This is a genomic window from Paenibacillus riograndensis SBR5 (assembly GCF_000981585.1).
In the GTDB taxonomy this organism is placed as follows: domain Bacteria; phylum Bacillota; class Bacilli; order Paenibacillales; family Paenibacillaceae; genus Paenibacillus_AQ; species Paenibacillus_AQ riograndensis.
In genome coordinates this window covers 7001708-7027646 of the sequence record NZ_LN831776.1, presented here as the reverse complement: position 1 = coordinate 7027646, position 25939 = coordinate 7001708, and the positions used below count along the sequence as shown (strand labels likewise).

The 25939-nt window shown below is 51.8% G+C and carries 21 protein-coding genes and 1 pseudogene; 17 read left to right on the top strand and 5 right to left on the bottom strand.

Annotation, left to right across the window (positions count from 1 at the left end; translation table 11 throughout):
* The first annotated feature begins 185 nt into the window (after positions 1-185).
* The 3 genes from PRIO_RS29515 to PRIO_RS29505 all read left to right on the top strand — a co-directional run bounded on the left by PRIO_RS29515 (position 186) and on the right by PRIO_RS29505 (position 4715).
* Positions 186-2003 carry a sensor histidine kinase gene (locus PRIO_RS29515; protein ID WP_020425657.1) on the top strand — a complete coding sequence of 606 codons (1818 nt, stop codon included), beginning with the start codon at positions 186-188 and terminating at the stop codon, positions 2001-2003.
* Between the two features lie 27 nt (positions 2004-2030).
* Positions 2031-3611, top strand: a complete 1581-nt coding sequence (locus tag PRIO_RS29510; protein WP_020425658.1) for a response regulator — start codon at positions 2031-2033, stop codon at positions 3609-3611.
* A gap of 96 nt (positions 3612-3707) precedes the next feature.
* The gene (locus PRIO_RS29505; protein ID WP_020425659.1) at positions 3708-4715 is read left to right on the top strand and encodes an HD-GYP domain-containing protein; all 1008 of its coding nucleotides are present in this window, start codon (positions 3708-3710) and stop codon (positions 4713-4715) included.
* 20 nt (positions 4716-4735) lie between these two features.
* Here PRIO_RS29505 and PRIO_RS29500 read toward each other — a convergent pair whose 3' ends face one another.
* Positions 4736-5899, bottom strand: a complete 1164-nt coding sequence (locus PRIO_RS29500; RefSeq protein WP_020425660.1) for an N-acetylmuramoyl-L-alanine amidase family protein — start codon at positions 5897-5899, stop codon at positions 4736-4738.
* A 166-nt stretch (positions 5900-6065) separates the two neighbouring features.
* Here PRIO_RS29500 and PRIO_RS29495 point away from each other — a divergent pair, with 166 nt between their 5' ends.
* Entirely contained in the window at positions 6066-7067 is a 1002-nt protein-coding gene (locus PRIO_RS29495; protein ID WP_020425661.1) for a TIR domain-containing protein, read from the top strand.
* Positions 7068-7071: 4 nt separating this feature from the next.
* Positions 7072-7305 carry a hypothetical protein gene (locus tag PRIO_RS29490; RefSeq protein ID WP_020425662.1) on the top strand — a complete coding sequence of 78 codons (234 nt, stop codon included), beginning with the start codon at positions 7072-7074 and terminating at the stop codon, positions 7303-7305.
* 1023 nt (positions 7306-8328) lie between these two features.
* Here the strand turns inward: PRIO_RS29490 and PRIO_RS29485 are convergent.
* Positions 8329-9027 carry an ArsR/SmtB family transcription factor gene (locus tag PRIO_RS29485; RefSeq protein ID WP_020429509.1) on the bottom strand — a complete coding sequence of 233 codons (699 nt, stop codon included), beginning with the start codon at positions 9025-9027 and terminating at the stop codon, positions 8329-8331.
* Positions 9028-9123: 96 nt separating this feature from the next.
* On the opposite strand from PRIO_RS29485, the gene PRIO_RS29480 reads away from it, so the two are divergent.
* Positions 9124-9744 carry a flavin reductase family protein gene (locus PRIO_RS29480; RefSeq protein WP_039789205.1) on the top strand — a complete coding sequence of 207 codons (621 nt, stop codon included), beginning with the start codon at positions 9124-9126 and terminating at the stop codon, positions 9742-9744.
* A 12-nt stretch (positions 9745-9756) separates the two neighbouring features.
* On the opposite strand, the gene PRIO_RS29475 is transcribed toward PRIO_RS29480, so the two are convergent.
* Positions 9757-10860 (bottom strand): LLM class flavin-dependent oxidoreductase, encoded by a 1104-nt coding sequence (locus tag PRIO_RS29475; RefSeq protein ID WP_020429513.1) that lies wholly within the window; start codon positions 10858-10860, stop codon positions 9757-9759.
* A 312-nt stretch (positions 10861-11172) separates the two neighbouring features.
* Here PRIO_RS29475 and PRIO_RS29470 point away from each other — a divergent pair, with 312 nt between their 5' ends.
* On the top strand, positions 11173-12513 hold the full coding sequence (locus PRIO_RS29470) for a PQQ-like beta-propeller repeat protein (RefSeq protein WP_020429514.1): 1341 nt from the start codon (positions 11173-11175) through the stop codon (positions 12511-12513).
* A gap of 121 nt (positions 12514-12634) precedes the next feature.
* Here the strand turns inward: PRIO_RS29470 and PRIO_RS29465 are convergent, their stop codons facing one another.
* Entirely contained in the window at positions 12635-13162 is a 528-nt protein-coding gene (locus PRIO_RS29465; RefSeq protein WP_020429515.1) for a type III toxin-antitoxin system ToxN/AbiQ family toxin, read from the bottom strand.
* A gap of 318 nt (positions 13163-13480) precedes the next feature.
* Here PRIO_RS29465 and PRIO_RS29460 point away from each other — a divergent pair, with 318 nt between their 5' ends.
* Together PRIO_RS29460 and PRIO_RS36475 are read left to right on the top strand one after the other, a co-directional pair.
* Positions 13481-14764 (top strand): ArsB/NhaD family transporter, encoded by a 1284-nt coding sequence (locus PRIO_RS29460; RefSeq protein ID WP_020429516.1) that lies wholly within the window; start codon positions 13481-13483, stop codon positions 14762-14764.
* 131 nt (positions 14765-14895) lie between these two features.
* Complete coding sequence (locus PRIO_RS36475; RefSeq protein WP_231869775.1) at positions 14896-15042, top strand: hypothetical protein; 147 nt, start codon at positions 14896-14898, stop codon at positions 15040-15042.
* 260 nt (positions 15043-15302) lie between these two features.
* Here PRIO_RS36475 and PRIO_RS29455 read toward each other — a convergent pair whose 3' ends face one another.
* The gene (locus PRIO_RS29455) at positions 15303-15848 is read right to left on the bottom strand and encodes a glutathione peroxidase (protein ID WP_020429519.1); all 546 of its coding nucleotides are present in this window, start codon (positions 15846-15848) and stop codon (positions 15303-15305) included.
* 216 nt (positions 15849-16064) lie between these two features.
* On the opposite strand from PRIO_RS29455, the gene PRIO_RS29450 reads away from it, so the two are divergent.
* The 8 genes and pseudogenes from PRIO_RS29450 to deoC all read left to right on the top strand — a co-directional run bounded on the left by PRIO_RS29450 (position 16065) and on the right by deoC (position 25711).
* Complete coding sequence (locus tag PRIO_RS29450) at positions 16065-16739, top strand: Na-translocating system protein MpsC family protein (RefSeq protein WP_020429520.1); 675 nt, start codon at positions 16065-16067, stop codon at positions 16737-16739.
* 147 nt (positions 16740-16886) lie between these two features.
* Positions 16887-17276: a response regulator gene (locus PRIO_RS29445; RefSeq protein ID WP_020429521.1), complete on the top strand. Its 390-nt coding sequence runs from the start codon at positions 16887-16889 to the stop codon at positions 17274-17276.
* A 201-nt stretch (positions 17277-17477) separates the two neighbouring features.
* Entirely contained in the window at positions 17478-19742 is a 2265-nt protein-coding gene (locus PRIO_RS29440) for a PAS domain-containing hybrid sensor histidine kinase/response regulator (protein WP_020429524.1), read from the top strand.
* A 428-nt stretch (positions 19743-20170) separates the two neighbouring features.
* Positions 20171-21247, top strand: coding sequence for a bifunctional 3-deoxy-7-phosphoheptulonate synthase/chorismate mutase (locus tag PRIO_RS29435; protein ID WP_046505821.1), 1077 nt, complete (start codon positions 20171-20173; stop codon positions 21245-21247).
* Positions 21248-21385: 138 nt separating this feature from the next.
* Positions 21386-21835 (top strand): annotated as a pseudogene (locus PRIO_RS29430) (SulP family inorganic anion transporter); the annotation flags it as partial.
* A gap of 232 nt (positions 21836-22067) precedes the next feature.
* Positions 22068-23825: a methyl-accepting chemotaxis protein gene (locus PRIO_RS29425; RefSeq protein WP_020429529.1), complete on the top strand. Its 1758-nt coding sequence runs from the start codon at positions 22068-22070 to the stop codon at positions 23823-23825.
* Between the two features lie 216 nt (positions 23826-24041).
* Entirely contained in the window at positions 24042-24872 is an 831-nt protein-coding gene (locus PRIO_RS29420) for a prohibitin family protein (RefSeq protein WP_231869773.1), read from the top strand.
* A gap of 161 nt (positions 24873-25033) precedes the next feature.
* Positions 25034-25711, top strand: coding sequence for a deoxyribose-phosphate aldolase (gene deoC / locus PRIO_RS29415; RefSeq protein ID WP_020429531.1), 678 nt, complete (start codon positions 25034-25036; stop codon positions 25709-25711).
* Positions 25712-25939 lie beyond the last annotated feature (228 nt).

The following is a 25939-nucleotide window of genomic DNA, read 5'->3' as shown; positions in this document are numbered from 1 at the left end:
TCTCCTTTTTATATAGTTAATCTTCGGGTTCACATCTTCATTATAGGAACCGGCAAGTATGACTAACACTCAATTTGATGATGATAAAAGTGGATTATATTGCAGGGATGCTTGCGCAGCGGATATTCGGCACAGTAGTATACGTGAAGAAGTAACCTTCGGCAAAACCTACAGGAGGACAAAGCATGTTCAAAAACAGCATACGGACCCGGCTGATGGCGCTTGTGCTGCTGGCCTCTGTGATTCCATCAGCGATTTCAGTTACGTTCTCTTATCTCTATACCAAGGAATCGGTCACGGAGCAGTCCGTGAAGCAGAATACGAAGCTGCTGACGCTCGGGGAGGCCAACCTGAGCAGCTACTTCAGCGGTATGAATCAGCGGGCGATGTCGCTGTACAGCGGAATCAATGTGCCCAGCTCTTTTTATACCGTTCTGCTCACCTCCAAAAGCAAGCAGGATGCTACGCCCGGCTCCGCAGTCCCGGATAACCGGGCTGTGATCTCCACCCAGCTTTCCAACCTGTTTCTCTCGGACCGGAATACTTTTCAGATTCATCTGTATGTGCGGGCAGCGCAGCAGTCCAATCTGCTGCGGGGCGGGTATTTCCGCCAGGAGGCTAACAGCCGCTATGCTTTGGGTGAGCACCTTGATGGGACGTACCGCCCCTACATCGAGGTCACCCATATAGAGCACCAGTATGGGATAAGGTCCGGTTTTCCTAATTTGAAGCCGGGGATTGAACCGGTATTTACAGCCCATTTTCCAATTTACAAGACCCCAAGCTCCGACGTTCTGGCCGACCTGTCGATTGACTATCGCCTTGCAGAGCTGGAGGGGATTGTCAAATCCATGTACAATTCCGATACGGAACGCCTGTATGTGTTAAATGATCAGGGGCAAGCGTTATTCGCATCTGATCCCGATTGGATCGGCAAGCCGGTTAAGGCGGGCTGGAGCCAGCTTCCCGGGAACAGCAGCAGCGGTCATTTTACCTGGAAAAGGGACGGTTTTAAGGGGATTGTCATGTACCGGCATATTGAGGACCCGTTGTTCAAAGGCAGCATTATCAAGCTTGTTCCCTATGAGGATCTGTACGAAGATGCCCGGGTTATCACCCGGTTCAATACAGGTATTGGTATATTGTTTCTGCTCGTGGGCGGAATCAGCGCAGTGCTTATCTCTATTGGCTTCACCAGACCGATCAAGAAGCTGATCTCCTTCACCCAGAAGGTGCAGATCGGACAGCTGGATGCGCGTATGGATGTGGAACGGGAGGATGAATTCGGCCTGCTGACGCGCAAGATTACGGGGATGACCCGGACGATCAACGATTTGATTCTCAATGAGTACAAGCTGGAACTGGCGAATAAAACCAACCAGCTGAAGGCGCTGCAGGCTCAGGTCAATCCGCATTTCCTGTATAATGCCCTGCAGTCCATCGCCAGCTTGTCTTTGCGGTACAATGCGCCCAAGGTGTATGATCTCATCTATTCCCTTGGCAGCATGATGCGTTATTCGATGAATACTGAACGCACGCAGGTCCCGCTCCGCGATGAAATCGAGCATGTGCAGAACTATGTCATCCTGCAGACGGAACGGTTCGGTGAAGAGAATCTGCGCCTGGATGTCGATGCGGAGGAGGAGGCGCTGGATGTGGTGGTGCCCAAAATGATTCTGCAGCCGATTGTGGAAAATATTTTCAAGCACGGCTTCGCGGACGGCATCCAGGGCGGGGTCATCTCCATCAGGTGTGCGCTGGATGGCCAAGGCCGGTTAATGCTTGCCGTCAAGGATAACGGCAAAGGAATTGCGCCGGAACGGCTGGAAGCCATCTTGGCCGGACTGGCAGAGAGCGGCAGAACGGAGCGTGAGGAGATCGGGCTGTACAATGTGCTTGCCCGGCTCCGCCTGCAGATGAGCAGCGGGGCGCAGCTGCTCCTGAGCGGAAATGAGGACAGCGGCGTAACCGTTACACTCCTTATTCCGCTGGATAGCATATAAATCACTTACAGAAAGGGGCGGCGGACAATGAAGGTGCTGATCGTAGATGATGAGAAGCATGTGCGGGAGGCCATCCGCTATTTTGTTCCGTGGGAGAAGTATCATATTACAGATATTTATGAGGCGTCGAACGGGCAGGAAGCGATGCGGATCATGCAGGAACAGCAGCCTGCGATTGTCTTTACGGATATGCGGATGCCGCTCATGGATGGAGCAGAGCTGCTGGAGTGGCTGCACAGCCATTATCCGCATACCAAAACTATCGTAATCAGCGGCTATCAGGACTTCAACTATGTGAAGCCGGCGATTGTCTACGGCGGAACGGATTATTTGCTGAAGCCGCTGAACAGCAAGCAGCTGATCGCCGCCGCTGAACATGCCTTCAAGCTGTGGTTGGAGGAAGAACAGGAGCGGCACCAGGCGCACCGCCAGAATATGCAGCTGAATGTGCTGCGGCCGCTCTACTGGGATAAGATGCTATCGGATCTGGTGGCGGGGCAGGCTTCTTTTCAGGAAGTAAGAAATTCACTGTGTGAAGAATTGGGTATGCCGTTATTCGTGGCTGAATGCCGGGTTGCGCTCATCTCGCTCCAGGGGGCAGACTGCCGGCTGCTGCACAGATTTCAGGGCGATGTGGGGCTGACCTCATTCGTGCTTGCGAATGTCTGCAACGAGGTGCTGGCCCCCAAGCAGAACGGCTTCGCCTTCCGCAGCTGGCAGGGCGGAGCGGATATTGTTCTTCTGCTGTGGAGTGCTGTTGCTGAGGCGGAAGAAGAGATGCACCGTATTAACGAGTCCATTAGACAGACTTACGGCGTGCAGATGGATATCGGCCTCAGCCTTCCGGTTGCTTTTCCGGAAGGGCTGCAAAGGGCTTTCCGCCAGGCGCGGCAGAGTCTGGGCGAGCGGAATCTGCTGCAGCGGGAAGGACGGATTCATCTGTTCCAGGAGCAGTCTGGAACAGGTAGTTCTGAAAAGAACTACGCATATGAAACGCAGTTGGACAAGCTAAGAATCGCTGTCCTCTCCGGTGATCTGGACAAAATGGAACGTGTCGTGGATGAGTGGTCAGATCAGCTGGCGGGTCTGCCGCTGCTTACGGAGAGCCAGTTCCAGCAGCTTCAGGCGGAGATCTCGGAAGTCCTCCGCCGCTTGCGGCCGGACGGGGAGATTTCGTTTGAGCTTTGCTATGACAGCGAAGGGCTTTTTTCTGTGGAGAACTGGCGGAGCCAGCTCAAGACATTGCTCCAGCGCCTGACGGAGGGAAATGCCCAGACGCCGGACAGCTGGCTTGTCGAGGAGATCCGGCAGTATCTCCAGCAGAACTATGCCCGGGATATGACATTGCAGCATATTGCGGAACGCTTTTTTATCAGCAGGGAGAATGTCTCGCGGAAGTTCAAGCAGATTACAGGGGAGAATCTGTCCGATTATTTGACCGGCCTCCGGGTAGACAAAGCCAAAACACTGCTGCAGAATACGAATCTGCGGCTGTCGCAAATCTCGGAGCTGGTCGGCTATGAGGATGAGAAATATTTCAGCCGTGTATTTAAGAAGTCTACCGGGCAATCGCCCAGGGAATACCGCAAGCAGGGAGAGAGTCCATAACAATTTTTCCAGTTTTAACCCTTTCAGCATTTCCAGCTTTTGACCGATAGTAAAGATAAGGGAATTATTCATTCGGTTGATTCGGGAGGACGGGGTATGGAAAGGTATTTAGGCAAAAAAATAAAAAATGACTTGATCAATTCCTACGGGGTAACGGTAATTCCCGCGAACAGCATTCTGAATGCTGAACATTTGGAGCTGATCCGCAAGCAAAAAATCAATATTCTCGACATCATCTTTGCGGGTGAAGAGGGACAAGCACCTTCCTGCAAGGAGCTGGCTTACGACGTGGTGAATAAATCGAAGGATTTATTTGAGTCCTTCCGGATCTCCCGCAAGGTTCCGCTCGCGGATATCCGGAAGGAAGTTGTGCCTGCGATTCAGGAAATATCCCGTCATTCCGATATATTTGCGTTATTTGATGCGATTCAGGGCAAGGACGACTATACATACCAGCACAACATCGGAGTAGGTGTATTGTCGACACTGATCGGCAGATGGTTGAATATGAGCGAATCGGATCTGTCGGTGCTGTCCCTGGCCGCAACCCTGCATGATATCGGCAAGCTGAAAATCCCTTCCGAGATTTTGAACAAACCGGGCAAGCTAACCCCGGATGAATATGAGTTAGTTAAGAAGCATACGATTCTGGGCTACGAAATGCTCAAGGAAACCACGGGAGCGAACTCCCATATCACGCTGACGGCGCTGCAGCACCATGAACGGAATGACGGCAGGGGGTATCCGCTGGGGCTGAAGGAAGAACAGATCGATGCCTACGCCAAAATCGTCGCCGTCGCCGATATCTTTCATGCGATGTCCTCCAGACGTCCCTATCATGAGCCTGTGCCCTTCCATATCATCGTTGACCAGATGAGAAGAGGCAGCTTTGGTGCGCTGGACCCGCATATTGTCTCGGTATTCCTGGAGAATATTGTGAAGCGGACGGTTGGCCGCGAGGTTATTCTGACCGATGGGCGGGTCGGTGAAATCGTCTACTTGAATCCCCACGATATTGAGACCCCTTTAGTTAAAGTCGATGATGAATATATTGACCTCAGCAAGCTGAATACGATTAAGATCAAGGAGATCAGTATCGAGTAGCAAGCAGGGAACCTCTGTATTTAGTCAAAATAATCCGCCAGCCCGTCGGCGATGGCCTTGGCTGCTTTTTTCTGATATGACGCTGTGCGGACGATGGATTCGTCAGAACGGTTGCTCAGAAATCCCAGCTCCACCAGCGTCGCCGGGAGGCTGTTTTCCCGCAGAATGTGATAGTCCCCGAAAGACAAGCCGTTGGACTTCAGACCAATGCCCTGCCGGAGCCGGTTCTCGATGGAGCGGGCCAGCCGCAGATCATTATTTTCCGAATAAAAAAAGGTGAGTGTCCCCGACACCTTCTTCGGGGAAGAATTGTAATGAATGCTGACAAAAGCATCCGCCCGGAGCTGCTGCCCGATCTGCACCCGCCGTGACAGGGAGGGCTTCTGGTTCCCCCGCGTGCGGGTCAGCTCCACCCTTGCCCCTTTTGCCCGCAGATAATCGCGCACATAAAAAGCCGTCTGCAGTGTCAAATCCTTCTCCATTGTGTCGTAGCTTGTGCCCAGCATTCCCGGGTCACTGCCCCCATGTCCGGGATCAATGACAATCAGCTTGCCGCGGATGCTTCCGGAGCGATTGCTGCTCCCGCTGTTCCAGGTGCTCCCTGTGCTCCCCGTGTTTCCTGTATTCCCTGTGCTTGAGGCTCCTCTGGCAATATACTGCCCTGCTACCCAGCCGACCTCTCCGCCCGTGGTGCGGATCCGCGCCCAATCTCCCTGACGCAGCAGAACTGTGACGGAATCCCCTTCTTTTAAGGAGCCCAGCACTTTATAACCCGTTCCCGGGCCTCCCCTGATCCGCAGCGATGAAGCGGTGACCTGTACGGTTCCGCCGGCACTGCCGGAGGAGCGGCTTGAGGTCTTCACGGAAGCGGCCCCGGCTGCGTTCCCGGACGCTGGACCAGCTGTTCCGCCGGTTCGCTTAAGATAGTACCCGGCAACCCAGCCGGAGACCGAACCCGCCCGCACCTTAAGCCAGCCGTGCTGCTCGTCCGTTACAGTTACCAGCGCTCCGCTTTTCAGCGTTCCGGTCACAGACGCGCTTGCGGCCGGTTCACTGCGCACATTCAGCGAAGAGGCGTAGACCTTTGCCGTGTAGGCTCCGGCTGCATGGGCTGATTCAGGATGTCCAGGGTTGGACAGTAATAAAGTGACTGCCAGCATGGCAGTGGATAAGGTTTTTTTCATATTATGTAAGATCCTCGTTTCAGAAATAGGTTAAAGGTTTATTACCCGTTCCTGTCGGAGGGAAACAGCAGACTCTTAAAATTTTAAAAGAAAAACAGCCTCTGTTCCAGAATTGCATTCACCTGTATAATTGTTACATATTGGAAGCCGACAAAGGAGTGCCGACGTGACCAGACCGAAATTATTCATTGGATCTTCAAGAGAATCTATCCGTTACGCGCGGGCCATCCACGAGCAGCTGAAGCGGGAGGCCCAGGTGAATCCGTGGTATGCCAATGCCTTCCGGGCAAACGAATACACCATGGAAGCGCTCGAACGTCATCTGGATGAGAGTGATTTTGCCGTATTTGTATTCTCGCCGGATGATGTAGCGAGGATCCGCGGCAAATATTATTATGTGACCCGTGACAATACACAGTTTGAAATGGGGCTGTTCTGGGCGAGGCTGCGGCGGAGCCGCGTCTTCTGCCTGCTGCCGGACCAGGTTCCGGTCCGCAAGGATCTGATTCCCGGCGAGAATATTGAGGAATATCATCTGCTCTCGGATTTGTCAGGACTTACGCCTCTGGAATACGAATGGCAGCATGAGAACCCCGTGGCTGCTGTGGATGTCAGCTGCGGCAAGATCATCGACAGCATTCAGGCGCTCGGCAGCTTCCGCGATCCCCAGCAGGAGCTGGAGCAGCTGAAGCTTGAGCTTAGGCGAAAAGAAAGTATCCTTCACTTCTTCTGGCAATATAATAGTAATGTGACTTCTCCGGAGGACCGTGAAAATTACCAGGCGCTCAGCGAAGCGGTCCGCAATTCGTTCCTGCCTCCCAAGCACTGCCGGGTGATCGGTGCTGCCATGTGGCAGGCCCGCGGGCAGGAAGCTCTGGTGCAGGTCGGCGGAAATGTGGGACGCGGGCATTCCTATCCATTTTCACCGAACGAAGAAAAGGGCTCCCGTCCAGGTGTGCTAGAGGCTTTTCTGACCAAGGAATGGACCTTTTTTCAGCGTACAGAAGTTGCTGAGGTCTATATCCTATGCTATCCTTTAGGTGAGAGGCATGTCCTTTCTGTGCATTTTTCCGGAAGCGACGGATTATCTGCGGAGGATCTGACCGAGGTCGTGGCGTACAACCGGGATTTGTTCCGTACCGTCAATCATTTAGTGGGAGGGGACTGACACGATGAAGAACATGAAGAATGCAGTAAGTTTGTCCAGTGCTGTCCGCCGAACCGCAAACGGCAGCAGCAGAGGCGCCAAAGGCCGCACGAAGCGCAAGGCAGGGACCGGAAGTCCCACTAATCTTTCGCCTTCAGCCATCAATGTCTATATTGCGCCTTCGCTTGAAGGTGGAGATGACGAATACAAGAAACTCATCAGCGGGAAGGTTGATAATAACAAACCTTCGTTTGCTTAACCGTAAATAGGGCCCCCGGTTCATGTCGGGGCCTTTTTTTTATATATTGAAATTATACATTGTCAAAAAATACGGATATCTTAGAAGTTGGTTCCCTTTCCACCCCAAACTAACCTTCTCCACCACTTCATTGTGATGAGATCCTGCGAATGAGTGAGTATTCGTGAGAATACCCCTTAAATACGAGGGAGCGGACTGAGGAGCCCTTATTTTGCCTAAAACCTTGTTTTTTCAGCGGATACGGACTCAGGAGCCGTTATATCGTCCGATTGAGCCTAGGCGAAGCTTCTATCCATAACGGCTTTCCTGTCCGCAACGGCTGCGGATAGATCGTGAAGGGAGCTCATCGTGTCCGCAGAATGACTAACACCATAATCATACGGCTCCCAAAGCATGTCTTAACTGACTTTTGGGCAAGGTTGTGTATGTGGTTTAACAATACTCTGGGCAAGAGTTGCGCATGTGGTATAACAATATGAGCTCTAAGCAAGCCGAAAGATGCTAAGCCTGTCTATAGTACAACGATCCGTCTTCAGCATGCCCCGTTGATATTGGAGCGGTGGGGAATCCCTGCGCCCGTAAGTTCCGTGTTGTTATTCACCGGTCAGGAGTAATTTTGTTCTGAAATTATTACGCCAGAATTTTGTATGCTGTTTGCTAAGCCGGATTCGATCGCCTTTTTCCAACTGGCGCTTGCGAAGAAGCAGGGAAGCAGTGCTAGTTGGAAAAAGGGAACTTATTTCTCCCCAAAATCAACAATTGTGAGCTTGAAGTGGAAAAAGGGAGCTTAATTGGGCCACATTTCCTGATAAAGGGCGAAATGTGCTAAATTAGTTACCCTTTTTCCACCTCACCTGCGGAGAATAGGGGGGCTTAAGCAAAATAGTGATCCTTTTTCCACTTGGGATTGCCGAAGGATTTATAACAGAGTTCTCCAGGCGAAGCCAACTGAAACCCCAAACAACTACCTTATCCGGCCAAGGGCGGCGAATCCGTTTCTGCTTGGCAGGCGGGCAGAATTCGTCACACAGGAACTGAAAAGGTCAGCGGAAATGCAGCTGCCAGTCCTTTTTGGCCGTCTGCGGTTATAACAACCGCTCTCGTCTGCGGGAGCCGGTTCACCCACTGGCGGTCCAGCAAAAGTTGAAGGATAGCAGCGCCCAGTGCCCCCGCAAGATGATGACGTCTTTCGCTCCAGTCCAGGCATTTGGGGGCAAAAGCGCGCCGGCATTTTTTTACCTGGTCCAGATCTATTCCCAGCCTCTTCAAGGCGTGCTCTCCCTGGGCTGTAACGGAGAAGCCGTTCGCTTCCTCAGCAATAATCCCCTCAAGCCGCAAAGCCTCCGTTAACTGCACCCCGAATTTTCCCGCCAGATGGTCGTAGCAGGTTCTGGCATGACGCATGGCCTGATCCTGTACGGAGTGGCGGAGTGAGCTGACCTTCACCGGGGGCGAGATCGACAGCAGCAGTTCTATCACCTGGGCGATTTCCGGACTGGAGATGCCATAATAACGGTGTCTGCCCTGGGTATGAACGGTAAGTATGCCGCCTTCCGCCATCTTGCCGAGATGGAAGCTGGCGGTTTGGGGTTTGATCCCGGCGGCAGAAGCCAGCGCTGAGGCCGGGTGGAGACCGCCGCCCATCAAAGCGGTCAGAATGCTTGCCCGGGACGGTTCTGTGATCAGGGATGCCACTTGGGCAACGGCTGGATTGGCTTGCATGGTATAGCCTCCTTCTGCATTCCATATTTCGATGAATATTGTAAGAGTTCTATTTTACAATACAATCAATACATTTGCAGAGGAGATTTTAAGATGATGAATCCTTTTGTGCAGCCCCGGCAGACGGTAACTATACAACCCAAAATTCTTTATTACGGGACACCGGTCATCCTGTTGACGACACTCAATGAGGATCTGACCGTAAATATAAGTCCGATTTCATCCTCATGGGCTTTGGGGGAGCATATTATTCTGGGCCTGGGGACGGGCGGAAAAGCACTGGAAAACCTGCAGCGGAAGCCTGAGTGCGTGATTAATCTGCCTGACGCTTCGCTGTGGGAGCAGGTGGAGGGGCTGGCCCGGCTCACAGGAAAAAATCCGGTTCCTGCTGAGAAGAAGGAGGCCGGATTTATTTTTGAAAAGGATAAATTTGCTTACGCAGGACTTACAAAGGCCGAATCCACTAGAGTACAAACGGCCAGAATTGCTGAATGCCCGATCCAGATTGAAGCGCGGGTGAACCATATCCGTATTCCGGAAGATGCAGCGCATTTTGCAATTGTTGAGACGCAAAGCGTGCAAGTGCATGTCCATAAGGAACTGGTTGCCGGTGAACATCATATTGATCCGGCCAGCTGGAACCCGCTGATCTATAATTTCCGCCATTACTTTGGCTTGAGCCCAGAGCTTGGCAAATCCTACCGGTCGGAAACGTAAATATTCCGGTGTTCAAAGTCCACGCGCGGGAGAGATGCCGCTGTTCTTCTTCGCAATTTCCCGCCGCACAACCGGAGCTACCTCGGTGGCAAGCAGTTCAATAGCGGCTGCCACCTTGGCATACGGAAGTCCGCCGATATCGAGCTGGGTCATGAAGCGGTTGTGGCCGAACAGCTCATGCTGGTAGAGAATCTTTTCGATAATCTGCTGCGGGCTGCCGACAGCCAGTGTATTGACCGGAGATACGAAGCGGCCAAAATCCCGGCGCGAGACACGGTACTCCTGACCGGGATGCGGACTGATGGCATTGCGGTAGCTGTAATAATAAGGGTAATATTCGTCCAGCGCCTGTTGTGAGGTCTTGGCAATATATCCATGGCTGGTGATGGCGATCTTCAGGTCTGATGCGGCATGTCCCGCTTCGGCTCCGCTCCGGCGGTAGGTATCGGCAAGGTTCTGGAACGGCTCCGGACTGCCGCTGAGAATAGCAATCGCCATCCCAACGCCAAGGCTTCCGGCCTGTGCGGCGCTGTCGGCGGAGCCGCCGATGCCGACCCAGAGCGGAAGCTTCTGCTGCAAGGGGCGTGGGGCTATTTCCGCATTCTTCAGCGACGAGCGGAAATTCCCCTGCCAATTCATCACTTCACGCTGGTTCAGCTGCAGCAGCAGCTCCAGATTCTCGGTAAAGAGCTGTTTGTAGTCTTCCAGATCATACCCGAACAGCGGAAAAGACTCCAGAAAAGCACCCCGGCCGGAGATGATTTCCGCCCGGCCGCCGGACAGCAGGTCAAGGGTGGCGAAATCCTCGAAGACCCGCACGGGGTCGATGGTGCTCAGCACCGTTGTCGCACTGGTGAGCTTGATCCGCCTGGTCACCTGGGAAATGGCGGCCAGCACCACCGGCACGGAGGAAATGACAAAATCCAGCCGGTGATGCTCACCCACCCCAAACACATCAAGCCCCGCTTCATCGGCCAGCTTGGCCGCCTCTATGACTTCTTTCATCCGCTGCTGCGGGCTGATCCGCTGCCCTGTATGGCAGTCGGTTACGATATCCCCTAAAGTGTATAGGCCAAATTCAAATTCCGGTACTTGTTCTTTCGTGTGCTTGTCCATCTTGTTAACCCCTTGTTATTCAGAATATTACCTCATGATGAGCAGTTTGCCCGTACGTTTGTCCGTAAAGGAGGAATACAAGTTATTGTATCATAATGACTTACAAAATGTAAGTATATGAGCGTAAGTTTGTTGATGCGCGGTTTGAGGGGGTGATTAGGTTTAGTGTGTTGGATTTTACCGTTTTCATCCATGGGATTTCGAGCGGGGCTGCAGGTATAATGGGAAATTATTGAATTATGGAGAGGGTAAGTTATACTGGGTCTAGAGAAAGGCGATGGGAATGGCTCATAACTAAGGAGGAATAGCTTGATGAAAAAATTACAGGTCAGGCAGAGGGCCTGCGCTATCATTGCCGGATTAAGCCTGCTGTTTGCGCCGTACTCCGTACATTCGGCTTGGGCTGATTCGCATACCTCTTACATAGGAAACAACAGTGATTATGACTGGACCGCGACGACTCCGGGTGCCAAAACCGTCTGGACCCAAACTATGGATATGAATACGGCGGCAGCGGATTACGAAACAATGAATCAGGGATCTGCAGTTACCGGAGGCGGGAAGGCCTATGTCATTCAGAAAGGACAGGCCGTAGCGATCAATGTGCAGACGGGGAAGGTAGCCTGGAAATATGGGGCCAAGCTTCTCGGCCCGCTGCTCTATCAGAAGGGGGTAGTCTATGCCCGTTCTGAGGGGGGGACGATATATGCCGTGCATGCCGACACTGGCCGCAACAAATGGAGTTCCACAGTCAAAGCCAAAGGCAAGCTGAGCATTGATCAGGATCAGCTGTATGCTGCAGACAGCGATATTATGGCTTTCCGTCTGGGGGACGGCAAATTTCTCTGGAAGGATAACTACAGCGAAGCGTTGTTTTCCCCGCTGGTATTCCAAGGCAACCTGGTATTTGCCCAAAATTCGTCGTCCGGGGTTTACACGTATATGGTTTTGCATGCCTTTGACCGGACAACAGGCAAGCACCTATGGGAAGCAGACAACCAGGCTCTTCCGCTAACGGCAGCGAATGGAACAGTGTTGTCTCAGCGGCTGAGCAATCTGATCGATCTGGTGCCCTTGACCACCCTGGACAGCTTGGATGCCAAAACCGGCAAGCGGGTGAAGACGGCAGAGTATAACCCGAAAAATATTGACCCGGTCAATCCCGAGCCCGTAAATGGTGTGATCAGCAGCGGGGGCAGGGCTTGGCTTCTCGGGGGACAGATTTATATCGGGGAAGGAAACAGCTTATACAGTTATCCTCTGGAGGCTGACCCTTCCAAAGTCAAAGCGATTAAATACACTGCTTCGGGCAGCGGGCTGTCCCTGGACTACGCCGCAGGTCCATATGACGGAAGAGTGTTTTTCAGCAATGCTCAGGCTGTTTACGGTATAAAGACGGCTAATCAGTCGCCGGTGCCGTATCCCTCAGGCGGACAGATTGCCAGATTTGACCTGCTGGGTCACGGCATGTATCTGGCAGAGCCCTCCGGCAAGCTGATGGCGATTAATCTCCTTACAGCGAAGCCTGTCCTGCAGCTGCAAACCTCAGGCCGAGTGTTTGGACCTACCCTGCTGGAGAGCGGGATGATTATTGTGCAGAGCCAAGGGAAGCTGACAGCGTTCAAGGAACCGGCGAGCCTTAGAATGCAATAAGGAATAGAGTGAAAAGCGGCTCACTGCGAGGGGGAGCCGCTTTTTGCTATGGGCGGGACAGGTTCGTTTACGAGCGGGATTGCAAAAAAAGCCTCCTTAACAGGGGGCTTAACAGATAAATCTATTCTTCTTTGGACGCAGCAACATCTTGAGAGGCTGCTGGCACGATATTATATCCAAATAGAGCTGCCTCTAGCGCTATGTAATTACAACAACGTGCATTAAGTTTGGGCTGTTTTTGACTTTTTACAATCGAATACAAACGGCTCGCTTTTTTCTTTATCGCTTGTTCGTTCGATCTGATAAATAATGCCTGATTAGTTAACAATCCACGGTACTGTACGTCTGCAACATGAGAAATGTCAATGTCGATGATTGCCGACTTATGAACTGGGATCATGTTATTCAGGTTAATAACACCCAATTTTCCGCCGTCAATTTTTACGACGTCAACCGCACGGTCCGGGATCGTCCTATGCTTTGGTTTAGGGGAAGAAAGCGGGGCATAATATTTATGACCATTTACTTCAAATATGATCCCTACAAATTTCCGATTATGCTTTGGATCAAGACTAACGAGCGGATCGTATGCCCGTAGATAATCCAAATAAGCCGGATGAATTCCACATATTTTTATATGTATCCCCATTTACGACGACTTCTCTCTCAAATAAAATAATAAGGGTAGCATCACGCTACCCTTAACACTCTTTTTTAGTCCCTCACTTGTACGGTAGAGGATCTCCGGCTTTTTCCGTTTCCCACTTATACGGCTGAGAATCTCCGGCTTTTTCAATCCCTCACTTGTACGGTAGAGGATCTCCGACTTTTTGCTTTTGTACTGTGAGATGACCCTCACACCAATATTTTAAGAAAATTTACTCTATTTGTCAATAAGGTTGATTGTATTCAGACTCTGCTTTAACATTGTATACCACATGCAATGCAAATTTGAACGGGAGGAATTATGGAACAGCAAGGGATTTGGGCGATAGGGATATTTTTGCTTACATACGGATTGATTATTTCCGAGAAGGTACACCGCACGGTTCTGGCGATGCTCGGAGCCCTGATTATGATTGCAGCGGGAATTGTGTCGCAGGAAACCGCTCTTGAGCATATTGATTTCAATACGCTTGGGCTGCTGGCAGGGATGATGATGATGGTAGGGATTACCGCAGAGACAGGCTTGTTCAGTTACGTGGCGGTAAAAGCGGCCAAGCTGGCCAAGGGGGAGCCCAAACGAATATTGGTGGCTCTGGTGCTGGTTACCGCGCTGGCCTCCGCTTTCCTTGATAATGTGACGACCGTACTGCTGATGGTACCGGTCACTTTCAGTATTACAAGGCAGCTGCGCATTCACCCGCTGCCCTTTCTGCTGTCGCAGATTATCGCCTCGAACGTAGGCGGAACAGCAACGCTGATAGGAGATCCGCCGAATATTATGATTGGCAGCGCCGTGAAGGAGCTGACGTTCATGTCATTTATCAGCAACCTTACTCCGGTGATTCTGATCATCATTTTGGCGTATTTGCCGCTGTTTCTGCTCATGTTCGGCAAGCAGCTGAAAACTTCGCCCGAGCTGCAGCGGAGTGTGATGGAGATGGACGAGCGGGCGATGATCACGGACCGCAAGCTGCTGCGCAGATGCCTTTGGGTGCTGGGCCTGACGATTCTCGGCTTTTTTCTGCATCAGGCGATTCATTTGGAGTCGGCGACAGTGGCGCTGGCCGGGGCCTTTCTGCTGCTGCTCCTTACCGGAGGAGAGAAGATGCTGCATAAGGCTTTTGCCAGTGTGGAATGGGTGACGATCTTTTTCTTTATCGGTTTGTTTGTGCTTGTATCAGGGCTCGTGGAGACAGGCGTGATTGCAGAGCTGGCAGGCCAAGCCATGGAGCTTACCGGCGGGAACCTGGCAGCCAGCTCGATGCTGATTTTATGGCTGAGCGCGATAGCTTCTGCTTTTCTGGACAACATTCCATTTGTAGCGACAATGATTCCCCTGATTCAGGAGATGGGCAATCTGGGCATTCACAACCTGGAGCCATTGTGGTGGAGCCTCGCACTTGGAGCATGTCTGGGTGGTAACGGGACGCTGATCGGCGCGAGTGCGAATCTTATTGTAGCGGGCCTCGCGGCAAAAGAAGGATATCCCATCACGTTTATGAGATATTTGAAGGTCGGCTTTCCCTTGATGCTGCTGTCAATGGTCATCTCAAGCCTCTATATCTACCTGCGGTACCTGATCTAATTGTGAATTTTTGTTGACAGAGCAAAAGATGGTGGAATGCGGCCCGTGAGAAGGCGCTGGCTGATCTGAAGCAGCATGAAGATGAGTATTATCAGTTCCTGGCCAAGATCGGCGATACCACCCCTGAGCTGGTGAAGCAGGTGAGTCCGATCAGCGACATCAAGGATACGCCGTTCACTGAGGAGGGAACAAAGCTGCTGGAGGGCACGAAGAACTTCCTGGTGGAGGAGAAGCTGGCCAAAAAAGATTTCAATATCAGCGACTGGCAGTTGCAATAAAGTATACGTGATCCGAGGTATATGCATAATTTTTGACATGATCGGTTGGCTGGATATGGCTTGTCAGGGTTTCGGAGTGTTCACAGAAGCTTAGTGGTGGAAGTAAGGCTTGTTCGTCTCTAAAAATCAAAAAAGAGTGTCTGCTGGCCGCAGGCACTCTTTTTTTGAACTGTTTATTAGGGAATTCTTATTGGCTGGAATGGGGATGCTTATATAAAAAAGAAAACTAAAACCGGAATCCTGTTTGAGGCTCCGCTTGCCTACAGCAGCTGCTGAATGGCCGGTTCAAGATCCATCGGATCAACGGGGGATTCGTAGCGTTTTACAACATTCCCTTGGCGGTCAATCAGGAATTTGGTGAAATTCCATTTGATTTCGTCATTATCAAGCGCTGCAGGCTCACGCTCCTGGAGCATAGTGTGCAGCAGTTTACCGTTTGAATCCGTGGTATCAAACCCTTCGAACCCTGCCTGTTCTGTGAGATAGGTGAATAGGGGATGTTGCTGCTCTCCTTTAACATCCACTTTCTCGAAGAGAGGGAAGCTGACCCCGTAATTGATCTGACAGAATACATTAACCTCTTCATTACTGCCCGGCTCCTGTTCCCCGAACTGGTTGCTGGGAAAACCCAGAATCTGCAGCCCCTGGTCCTGATATTTCTCGTATAGCTTCTGCAGATCCGAATATTGTGGGGTGAAGCCGCATTTGCTGGCAGTGTTGACAATGAGCAGCACCTTATCCTTGTATTGCTCCAGGCTGGTTTCCTTGCCCCGTATGCTGCGGGCACTATATTGATAGACACTCACTGCTGTTTCAACCTCCATATTATACATCATATTAATTTATAGTAATTTAATTGTACGCAACTTAATTTAAAATGTCAATAATCTAGACTAATTTTACTGTATACGAAGTTGTTGGATAATATTATACTTAAGAGAACTAACCGTTTCTTTCAGCAGGTAAGTTCTCCCCATACTAGCAAACACAGACAAAAGAATATAATTGCTGGAGGAAATTGAATGAGCACTACGGAACTTACTAGCCAACTATCCAGTTATGCAGGAAGACTGCTTCGGGAGCGATTCGGGAAGGGACCCGAGTCTATACATGCTTCTATCGGGAAGCAATGCATAGCACTGCATATACGAAATTTTATCGGACCTGTAGAGCGGTTTTTGCTTAACAAGGAAGAGGAACAGGCTTTTCGGTATACACGGGAGCTATTGATGAAATCGCTGCTTCCCGAGCTTTCAGCTTACCTGAAGGACACGATGGCTATTGAGGTCGGCGAGCTTTTTTATGATTGGGGGATACATAACGCTTCAGGAATAATCGTTGCGCTTATCAAAAATGATGATGTAGCCATTGACGATTATGCCGGACGGGATGAGGTTCATGCCCAAATTAACGAAGTGAGCAGAAAGGTGCAGAAGGAGCCGGTCCATACCGATTCCTGGTGGCTGGGTCCCCGCACCCTGATTATTAAGCGTGAAGGCATTCTGATTCCTCTGGAGAAGGAACTGATCGGCCTCGGGTATGAGAACACGCTCAAAACAACCAAACGCAAGATGGAAAAACGATACTTGGAGGGTACCACCACGATTGCACCGATGCTTGGCAAGGAGCTTGCCGACATCTACGTGGATTGGGATTTCGACAAAGATACCAGCGTAATAGCCTATACTTTTCTGTAATCACCATATATGAGGCGGAAATGAGTCGGACATGCAAATGAGCCGAACATGAGCCGGAGAAGGGGGAATGGTCCCTTTCTTCGGCTTTTTATTTTTTTCGGCTGTCTCATCAGAGGACTTACGCTGGACATTTAGGGGGACAAGCTGGTGATAGAATACAAGCAGACAGTGCTATACGTGGAAGATAATCAACTCAACATGGCTTTGATGCACCATATCTTCAAAAAAAACCTGCCTTCTGTACGGTTGCTGAAAGCAGAGACGGCAGCGCTTGGTCTGCAGATCGCCCGGCAGATGCTGCCGGATCTGATTATTCTGGATATTGGTCTGCCCGACCTGAATGGATATGAAGCTATGGACCAGCTCAAAAATGACGAATTAACCCGTCCGATACCCGTGCTGGCGATCAGCGCTTTTGCCCAGCGCTCGGACATCGAACGGGCCCGGAAAACGGGATTTTCCGGATATATTACCAAACCCTTTCAGGTGAAGGCCCTGACAGAGGCTGTGGAGAGGCTTTTAGCCGGAATTGCGTGATGCTGCAGCCATTTCATGAGAGAGGGAAGGAATCAGCGCTAGGTGTGGATCTGGGGAGAACTCCGCCTGAAAAACGGTTTGGTTCAATTGAAACCAAGCTTAGATTACCAATTGACTTTCGCCTAATAATACAAGATATTTATATTGAAGATTTTATATAAAATTCTTGCGTTTGATACTCCACAAACGGGCGGTGACTACATGTTAAGACAGCAAGCACAAGGATATTCCCACTTTGAGCATGCATGTAAAACGGGAATGATCGGGGTAGCATTCCTTTCCGTTAACGGGCAGTGGACCAGCGTAAATCCGGCTGTAACTTCGCTGCTTGGATTTACCAAGGAACAGCTCTTGTCACAACATCTCAGAGAGCTTGTGTGCGAGGATTCATTGGAATCCTATGCAGCCATGGTGCGGGCTCTGGATGCTGGAGAAGCTCCTTTTGCCGAGTGTGCAGTCCATTTGTCCTCCGCCTCCGGAGCGCGTGTGCCGGTGCAGCTGCATATGACGCTTATCAGCAATCCTTCGACCGGAGAGAAGCTGTATTATTTAATCCATATCGCTGAGCTTGCTGCCGAAGAACCGGCGGATGAGCCGCTTTCGCCTGTGGACAAGCTGTACCGGCAGATTGTGGCCAACATCTCGGATGTGGTCTATTATGCGACTTCAGACAATATCTGCAGATATTGCTCGCCTTCGGTAAGCGAGGTGCTGGGCTATGATTCAGAGCAGCTGGTGGGCCGGGACATCCGCGGGCTGATCCACCCCGATGATCTGGCTGCGCTTCATTTCCCCGAAGCTCAAGATTTTCAGAGAGTCCAGATTCGGGTCCTGCATACGGACGGCCGTTATCTGTGGATTGAATTCACGCTCCGGCTGATTGCAGAAGGCACACAGTACAGTGTGCTAGCCGTAGGCCGTGATATCACAGAACGCAAGATTGTGGAACAAAAGCTGCAGGAGTCTGTAGAACGGTATACTTCTCTGAAAAAGTATAACCATGACGCGATCATTTCCCTGGATCTTGAGGGGAGGATCATCAATGGGAATGAGAAGGCCTGCCAGCTTACAGGCTACAGCATCCCGGAGCTGGCCGGAATGAATGTGGGCCGGATTATCGGCGCAGAGCACCTTGGGGAGGTAATTGCCTATTCCAAAGAAGGCAGCCCTGCAGAAGTGAATATCGACCACATTTGGCACCGGGAAGGGTACTCTGTTGAGGTGCTGACTACGATTGCACCGATCATCATCAACCAGGAGACGGTAGGCCTCTATATCATCGCTAAGGATATTACCGACCAGAAGAAGCTGCTGATTGCCAAAGAGGCTGCGGAAAAAACCAACCGGGCCAAAAGCGAATTTCTGGCGATGATGAGCCATGAGATCCGCACGCCCATGAACGGTGTGATCGGAATGACCGATCTGCTGCTGGAAATGAGTGAGCCGGGTTCGCTGCAGAGAGAGTATCTGGATATCATCCGCCAAAGCGGGGATACCCTGCTTGCGATCATCAACGATGTGCTGGACTTTTCCAAAATCGAGGCCGGGAAAACCATTCTGCATGAAGAGCCGTTTATGCTTATGCCCTGTGTGGATTCGGTGCTTGAGCTGCTGCAGCACAAAGCTGATAAAAAGGGCTTGAAGATTGAGGTCAGCATCGGTCCGGATGTGCCGGAGCATCTGATCGGCGATGGGGAAAGGCTGAAGCAGATCCTGCTCAATCTGGTGGGAAATGCCGTGAAGTTTACCTACACCGGCGGGATTAAGGTGACGTTGCGGGTACTGGCACGAGCCGGGGGAAGCGTAACACTTGAATTCACCGTAGCGGATACCGGTATTGGCATTCCCGAGAGCTCCCGCAGCCGGCTGTTTGAGCCCTTCTACCAGTTGGATCATTTCATAGACCGGCGGCATGAAGGGACGGGTCTGGGACTGGCGATTACCAGGCAGCTCGTGGAGATGATGGGGGGGTCAATCGCTCTGGATACTACAGTAGAAACAGGCGCATCTTTTGTGTTCACCGTGAAGCTCCGGGAGGAAAGCGGCAGCTTACCAGACTCCGCAAGCGGCACTGAGGGGGACGAAGCGCTCTCTGGCGAACGGTCCTTGCGGATTCTAGTCGCGGAGGATAATGAAATCAATCAGATTGTGCTGCGGAAAATTCTCGAGAAACGCGGCTATTCTGTCGATGTTGCGGGAGACGGCCTGCAGGTGATGGAGATGGCCCGCGAGCAGAGCTACGATCTTATTTTTATGGATGTGCAGATGCCGCGCATGAACGGCCTGGAAGCTACGCAGGCGATCAAAGAAACGCTGCCGCCAGACAAGCAGCCGGTCATTATTGCCGTTACGGCAAATGCGCTTAAAGGTGACCGTGAGCTGTGCCTGGCCGCCGGTATGGATGAGTATATCAGCAAGCCTTTGCGGAGCGAAGCGATTACGAATATCGTCGGCAAATTTTTCTGAGGCAGGTTATATTGTGAATAAATGTCTTGCATGTGGATCATATTTTGATTAAGATAGCAGAAACTGGCACATTTGAGGTGCCAGCCATAATGAAATGACGATGACGGAGAGAGTAAGCGCGGGGAACGGATCTTAACAGGGAAGGTGTGCCGGAGACTGAGAGCACCCTCAAGAGACGGTTTGCGCTGAAGTTCACTTCCGAGTCGGCCCCTGAAGTACACTGCTGCAGCAGGTATGCGTAGGGAGGCCCGCGCTCCGCGTTAAAGGGTGTAAGATAGAGTTGATTTCTGCCTGAAGTGTTTGATGTGCTGAACCGTCAGAAGTGATTGATTTCTAAATTAGGGTGGTACCACGGCTCCTCGTCCCTTGCGACGGGGGCCTTTTTGCGTTCATCATCAAATTCATTTTACAAAAAGGAGTGGAAGGTAATGAGCAATGTGGAATTGGAAGGGCTGAGAGCCCGCCTGGATGAAATCAACGGACAACTGCTGGAGCTGATCTCCGAGCGGGCCCAGGTTGTACAGGAAATTGGAGCTGTAAAAGAAAAGCAGGGTGTGCCGAAATTCGATCCCGAACGGGAAAAACAGATGCTGGAGAAGCTGGTGGCAAGCAACAAGGGGCCTTTCACAAGCGGGACCATCCGCACCCTTTTCAAGCAGATTTTCTCCGCATCGCTTGATCTGCAAAGTACGGATCATAAGAAATCCCTGCTGGTGGCCCGGAAGAACCACGCGGAAGATACAGTGATCGTTCTGCCGGGGGGTGTAACCGTTGGCGGACCATCCTCGCTGATGGTTGCCGGACCCTGCTCGGTAGAGAGTGAATTGCAGACCCGTACCGTTGCCGCAGCGCTGCAGAAGGCCGGAGTGAAGGTTATGCGCGGCGGAGCCTTCAAACCCCGCACCTCCCCTTATGACTTCCAGGGTCTGGGAATGGACGGCCTGAGAATTCTTCGGGAAGCAGCCACAGAATACGGTCTTCTGACCATTAGTGAAATCGTCGATCCCCGGCATATAGAAGAGGCGCTTGATTATGTGGACGTAATTCAGGTCGGCGCGCGGAATATGCATAACTTCGAACTGCTCAAGGCCGTCGGAGAAGTGAACAAACCGGTGCTGCTGAAGCGGGGCTTGTCCGCGACGCTGGATGAGTTCGTTCATGCGGCGGAATATATTATGTCCCGGGGCAATATGGAGATTATGCTGATTGAACGCGGCATCCGCACCTATGAGAAATCGACCCGCAATACACTTGATATTTCAGCTGTGCCGATTCTCAAGCAGGAATGCCATTTGCCGGTGCTGGTCGATGTGACCCACTCTACCGGCCGCAAGGACATTCTGATTCCTTGCGCCAAGGCTGCGCTCGCTGCCGGGGCCGACGGCATCATGGTGGAGGTGCATCCCGATCCGGCTACCGCGCTGTCCGATGCTGCGCAGCAGTTGAATATTGATGAGTTCAATACCTTCTTCAATGAAGTCAAGGCTTCGGGACTATACCGCTGACTCCGCTGAAGCCAAAAAAATTCAATATATAGAATTTGGACGAATAGGGCAGAAAAAGCGGGAATATCGTCATAAATAACGCTTACAACACCAGATTGAACTTTTGTGGAGGGTATGGCAGGTCAAGTACAATGAGACGGCATAGAGTATTTATTCGCCGCTACCGTGCTGGCGGGAATCTTGCAAATTCTTATGGGGATGCTGAAGCGGGGGAGATTTATCACCTTTTTGCCGCAGCCGGTCATGACCGGATTTGTCAACGCGCTGGCTATTCTGATCTTTATGGCGCAGCTGACTCATTTCAGCGGAAAGGGCTGGGTGATGTATGCTCTAGTGGTGCTTACGCTGCTCATTATCTATAGCGTTCCCCGGTTCACCAAGGCGGTGCCTTCGGCGCTTGTGTCGATTATAGTAGTGTCCGTGCTCAGCATCGTGCTCCATCTGGATGTGAGAACCGTTGGCGATATGGGGGACATCACCCCGGCATTGCCGGTATTCCATCTCCCGCAGCTTCCATTTACCCTGGATACGCTGCTGATCATTGCGCCCTACTCTCTGTCGCTTGCCGTTGTCGGATTGCTGGAATCATAGTTATTGTGAGACTAAGAGGCTGTCCCAAATGCCAAAAATGGCTGCTGGGGCGGTCTTTTTTATAATTTGAATGTTCGGGCAACCGCCCTGTGCGCGAATATTTTGATACAGGAAAAAGGATTTTTAAAAACGCTGTCGAAATTTTCCGTTAGAGGGACATTTGTCATTGCTGGATCAAGAATGCCCTACTTTATGAACGCAATTGCCGCGCACGAAAGGGAAGGCCTCCATGTTTTCTTTTGTTAGAAAAAGACTTATTGCCCGCATCTTCTGTGTCATGACCGCCGTTATTCTCTGTATCGCTGCCGGAAACATCGCCATTCAATGGGTAAACACCGGATCAGCGGTAAAAGGGACGATCAGCAGCTACAATATGAATATTGCCAGCCATTATGCTGCGCAGGCGGATGCCGGACGCTTCAGCGATTTTTTGGACGACCCGCAGGAGACTGACCTGTACTGGTCGCTGCGGGCTGAACTGGACCAGTTCCGGCAGTCGATCGGCGCCCGTTATGTATACTTTGTGAAGATTGATGAAGCGAATCAGCCGCTCCTGATGATTGACGGCAGGCCCAAGGGCGATCCGCTGGCTTCGCCGATTAATGAAAATACGGATATGCCGGACGCCGCAGTTGAGGCGGTGCTTGCCGGAGAGAATGCCAGCACGCCGCTGATCAAGAACCCCGAATATGGGGATTATATCTCGGCGTATGTACCGATGAGAGACGGCCAGGGGAAGTTGGTCGGTGCGCTGGGCATTGATACGGATGTCGCCGTCCTCAGCACATTGACCCGGGATGTTCTGCTGCAAAGCCTGCCGCTCTACGGCGGCATTCTCGCCTTATCTCTGGCTGCACTGGGCATCATGGCCTGGTTCGTGTCCCGGGCCCTGCGCCCTCTGCGTACGATCACAGAGAGTGCGGGTACCATGGCCCGGGGCGATCTGGCTGAAGCAGCCCGGATTCTGCACGCCCGTCCGGTGAAGTCCCGGGATGAGATCGGAACGGCTTATCAGGCGATGCTCCGGATGTCGGGGGATCTGAACACAAGAGTGGAGGGAATAGTGTCCCATGTGTCCACGGCGTCCGATCTTCTCTATGGTTCCTCCGAGACATTCGCCAGGAATGCCGATGATGTGCTGCGGATGAGCGAAACGGTCAATGGCAAAATCGCAGACATTTACGCTGGTGCCAGCTCGCAGACGGAAGGGGCACAGAGCAGCGCCTTGGCGATAGACGAGATGGCGCAAGGCATCTCCCGCATTTCGGCATCTGCTGCCTTTGTCTCTGAATCCGCAGTCAAAGCACTGGAGATTGTGGATTCCTCCCAGGCGGCTATGCACCAGATGAACCGGCAGATGAAGTCGATCTCCCTATCCACCGGACAGACCCTGGAGACCGCGCTGCTGCTGCAGAGCTATGCGGAAGAAATCGAAGGGGCGCTGGCTGCGATAAGGCAGTTTGCGGATCAGACGAAGCTGCTGGCGCTGAATGCTTCAATTGAAGCCGCCCGCGCCGGAGAACACGGGCGGGGCTTCACCGTCGTAGCCGGCGAAGTGCGCAAGCTGGCTGAGGGCTCGGCCGCGTCGGTGGAGCGGGTCGCCGATTTATTGCTGCATATCGGCAATGCGTCGGCAAGCATCGGTACGCAGATGACGGACGTCTCCAAGGAAGTCAAGGAAGGCGCGCGAATGTCTGCGGAGTCGGAAGCTGCCCTGCTGCAAGCCTCCGCCGCTTTTCGTGAGGTGGCTGAGCAGATCACCGATGTGTCGGCAACGGCAGAGCAGCTGTCCGCAGGTTCGGAAGAGGTGGCTGCAACGGTAGGCAGCATGGCTCATATTGCCGGCGGTGTGTCGGAGCAGACCCGGCAGATCCGTGAGCTGACAGATCTTCAGCTGGAGAAGATCAAAGAGGTCTACGAGGCTTCGATGACCATCAGCGCGAATACGAGCGACATGCGGGAAGCCATCCGCCAGGTGAAGGTATAGGCAGAGACACGCCAGATAATAAGTCTTTTTTAGCAGAGAGGACCCTTTGCGGAGGGTTCTTTCTTTTTGAAATATAAAACCTTATCTGCTGAGCGCTCTTAAGTATCCTGCTATTTCCCGCTGAACCGGATATTCGTTGCGACGATTTCCCATTTTCATCCGTATAGAAAGGTAACCGTTAAGGATTAACCATAATTCAGAGGGAGGCAGATGAAAGTGGAGGTTAACCCGAAACTTAAGCAGGTTCGTCCAGGCAAAATTATTAGCATTGTTGTTGCGGTCTTATTGGTAGTGATTATTGGGGGCAACGCGTTTACTTCTGTGGAGTACGGCCATGTGGGTCTATACAAAACCTTCGGCAAGCTCAACAACAATATGCTCTCGCCCGGCATCCATTTCAAAATTCCGTTCATTCAGACAGTCATTCAGGTCAATACGCAGGTTACCAAGGCCGAGACGGATACATCCGCGTCGTCCAAAGATTTGCAGCCTGTATCCACGCATGTGGCCGTCAACTATTCCGTCAATAAGGATTCCGCCTATAATCTCATGAATAATATCGGCGGGAATTTCGATGGAGTCATTATTAATCCGGCGATTCAGGAAATTGTGAAGGAGGTTACTGCCAAATATCCTGCAGAGGACCTCATCACCCGGCGTGATCTCGTTGCAGGAGAAATCAGCGAGCTGCTGACCAAGCGGCTGGGCAGATATGATCTGGTCGTAAATGACATTAATATTGTGAACTTCAAATTCTCGGATGCCTTCAACCAGTCGATTGAAGCCAAGCAAGTTGCCCAGCAGCAGGCGCTGAAGGCCGAAAATGATCTGCGGCGGGTCGAGATCGAAGCCAAGCAGAAGATCGCCCAGGCCCAGGCGGAAGCCGAATCGCTGCGGCTCAAGAAGCAGGAGGTAACTCCGGAGCTGGTGCAGCTGAAACAAATCGAGGTGCAGGAGAAGGCGCTGGAGAAATGGAACGGTGTGCTCCCGAGCGTCACTGGCGGCGCTACGCCATTTGTCGATGTACAGTCGCTGACGCAGAAATAAGAAAGACCTTCTCCTGCGCAGTTACAAGTGAACAAGAGCCTTGCTCCTTAGGGAAGCAGGGCTGTTGTTTATACTGCCGTACAGCTTTCCAAAGGGCTATAGTATTGGTATGATTACTAAGAATGCGAAGTCTACTACCGATTATCATGGAGGAATTCACAATGAGTACAAACACACTATCCGGGATCATTGACCACACCCTGCTGAAGGCGGATGCCCGTAAAGAAGATATCATCAAGCTGGCGGAAGAGGCCAAGACGTATACATTTGCTTCGGTCTGCGTGAACCCGGCCTGGGTTGCTACAGCGCACGAGGTGTTGAAGGATACGCCTGAAGTGAAGGTATGCACGGTTATCGGGTTCCCGCTGGGCGCTTCGACACCGGAAACCAAGGCATTTGAGACCACAAACGCGATTTCGAACGGGGCGGGAGAAGTGGACATGGTTATCAACATCGGCGCACTGAAGGACGGGGACAATGAACTGGTGAAGCGGGATATCGCTGCAGTTGTCGGTGCAGCCCGCGGCAAAGCACTGACCAAAGTGATCATTGAGACCTGCCTGCTTACGGATGAAGAAAAGGTCCGTGCCTGCAAGCTTGCCGTAGAAGCCGGAGCCGACTTCGTGAAAACGTCGACCGGATTCTCCACCGGCGGCGCAACCAAGGAAGACATCGCGCTCATGCGTGCCGCAGTTGGCCCTGACATCGGCGTCAAAGCTTCCGGCGGTGTGCGCAGCGCGGAGGATGCGCTGATCATGGTTGGCGCAGGCGCAACCCGTATCGGCACCAGCGGGGGTGTGGCTATCGCCAAAGGCGAGCAAAGCCAGAGCGGCTACTGACACCAGGCAAACGGCTGCGGCCCTCCTTGTATCAAGGATGGCGCAGCCGTTTTTGCTTAAAATATAAGGGTTTAAATGTTATGAAGTGAAGTGGAATTAGTATACTTAAATGAAACAAAAAAGCCTCTTAAAGAAGGAATAGTGGGAAAAAGTAAACTTAAAATGAACAAATTCACGGGTAAGCAGGCGAATGGGGCAAATTAGTTGTCCTTTTTCCACTTAACATTA